Origin of the sequence: Streptomyces sp. NPDC006265 (assembly GCF_040613555.1) — a bacterium.
Lineage (GTDB): Bacteria > Actinomycetota > Actinomycetes > Streptomycetales > Streptomycetaceae > Streptomyces.
Window position 1 is genome coordinate 1 of record NZ_JBEXSH010001379.1, and the last position, 1,496, is coordinate 1,496.

The window sequence follows — 1,496 nt, forward strand, 5'->3', positions numbered from 1 at the left end:
GACCGCTTGGCGACCACGACCCGTCCGTCGTCGAGGGCGACTTCGGCGACAGCTTCCGACAGCGGCCTCTCATTCCTGACGGCCCGGCCGGTGTGCCGGGCCACGACCTCCGCACGGGGGGTCATCCGTACTCCTTTTCAGCGCCGTGCCCGACCGGCACCCAGAGTACGACGACGGCTGCTCAGCCCTCGGACCCGCAGTCCACGTCGAGCAACTGGATGGGCGCGTGGCGTCGAGGCCGACGTACGCGGTGAAGTCGGCCTTGTCGGAGCCGCCGTTCCATTCTTCGACCCGCGCCACGGCCCCTCCGTCGCCGACGCGCGGTACGTGCTGACCGTCGCCCAGCCGACCCGCGCGCACTGGGCCGTGGTGACCGGGCCGATGTCGATGGACGCCGGGGTGTTCTGCGCCGCGGCAGGACGTCGAACTCCGGGTTGTCGGCGACCTTCTCCTTGAGCTGCGGCGAGATGCCGTACTTGCGGGCGAAGTCGCCGGGGCCTTGCTCCCCGTCGAAGTCCTCCAGGAACGTGTGGATCTCCTGCGCGGTGTAGCGGTCGTTGCCGAGGGCGGTTGCGATTCCCGGACATTCGCCACGCGCCGGTCACGCAGGGCGGTGAAATCCCGCCACCGGCCGACAGAACCGGCCATCGCCGGGGAAGCAGTGGGGTCATGACGAGTTCATCGTTCCAGCGCACCATCGCCCTGCCCGCCCCCGTGTGCGAACAGGCCGCACAGCACCTGGAGCAGGCCGCGCACCGGGCCATCGACGGCGCCGCGATCCCCCTGAAGGCGTTCCGCACGGCCGCCGACAACGACTTCACCCTGCCCGTCTCGGTCGTCGAGCAGGCGGCGGCCTGCCTGCTGGTCCTCGCCACCGAGACCGCCCAGAGCGTCCGTCCGTCCGCCCTGCGTGCCACCATCAGCATCGCGCTGCGGCTGCGCGACGCCGTGCAACTGGACCATCAGCCCGCCCTCAGCAGCAGGTTCTGGTGAGCCGGGCCCTGTCTCTCAGGGCCCGCGGAAGGCGACCTGGACCTGTTTGTGGCGCAGCCTCCAGCGTGGCGTGCTGCCGCCGGGCGCGTTCGATGAGGTCGTCGAGCTGTCGTCGGTCGAGACGTGTGTCCGTGGCGGTCAGAACGTGGAGCGTCTTCCAGCCCGCCAACGTGCCCTCCACCCCCAGCGCCAGCGCCGCCAGCTCCCACAGGGTGCTCAGCGGGGGCCGGCGTACCAGGCTGCCGTTGCTCTTCAGCCGCCCCACCTGCTCGGCGGCGCGGCCCTCGTAGACCTTGTAGCGGCGCACCGAGACGTCCAGGCGCCGCATGATGTGAAGCAGGCTCGTCCGGTACTCGGCGATCCCGGCGGCGACCGGGGCCAGCGCGCCGCCGAGCGCCGAGCCACCGCACGAGCGCAGCAGGTGGCGCACCCGCGCGGTCCCGGCGGTGGCACCGGCGAGATGGGCGTTGAGGTAGATGCCCAGCAGGGACATGTCGGTGACC

General features: G+C 71.5%; 2 protein-coding genes and 1 pseudogene. 1 reads left to right on the forward strand and 2 read right to left on the reverse strand.

Going from position 1 to position 1,496, the window contains the following annotated elements; genetic code table 11:
• Positions 1-125, reverse strand: a pseudogene (locus ABZ281_RS49060) (fructosamine kinase); the annotation flags it as partial.
• A gap of 544 nt (positions 126-669) precedes the next feature.
• Between ABZ281_RS49060 and ABZ281_RS49065 the strand changes: the two are divergent.
• Entirely contained in the window at positions 670-993 is a 324-nt protein-coding gene (locus ABZ281_RS49065; protein ID WP_356665307.1) for a hypothetical protein, read from the forward strand.
• Here the strand turns inward: ABZ281_RS49065 and ABZ281_RS49070 are convergent.
• Positions 974-1,486 carry a hypothetical protein gene (locus ABZ281_RS49070; protein ID WP_356665309.1) on the reverse strand — a complete coding sequence of 171 codons (513 nt, stop codon included), beginning with the start codon at positions 1,484-1,486 and terminating at the stop codon, positions 974-976. The genes ABZ281_RS49065 and ABZ281_RS49070 overlap by 20 nt on opposite strands.
• Positions 1,487-1,496 lie beyond the last annotated feature (10 nt).

What these genes read in the sequence shown, in the direction of transcription:
- ABZ281_RS49065 (WP_356665307.1), top strand. Translation starts at nt 670, where the DNA reads ATGACGAGTTCATCGTTCCAGCGCACCATCGCCCTGCCCGCCCCCGTG.
- ABZ281_RS49070 (WP_356665309.1), bottom strand. Translation starts at nt 1,486, where the DNA reads ATGTCCCTGCTGGGCATCTACCTCAACGCCCATCTCGCCGGTGCCACC.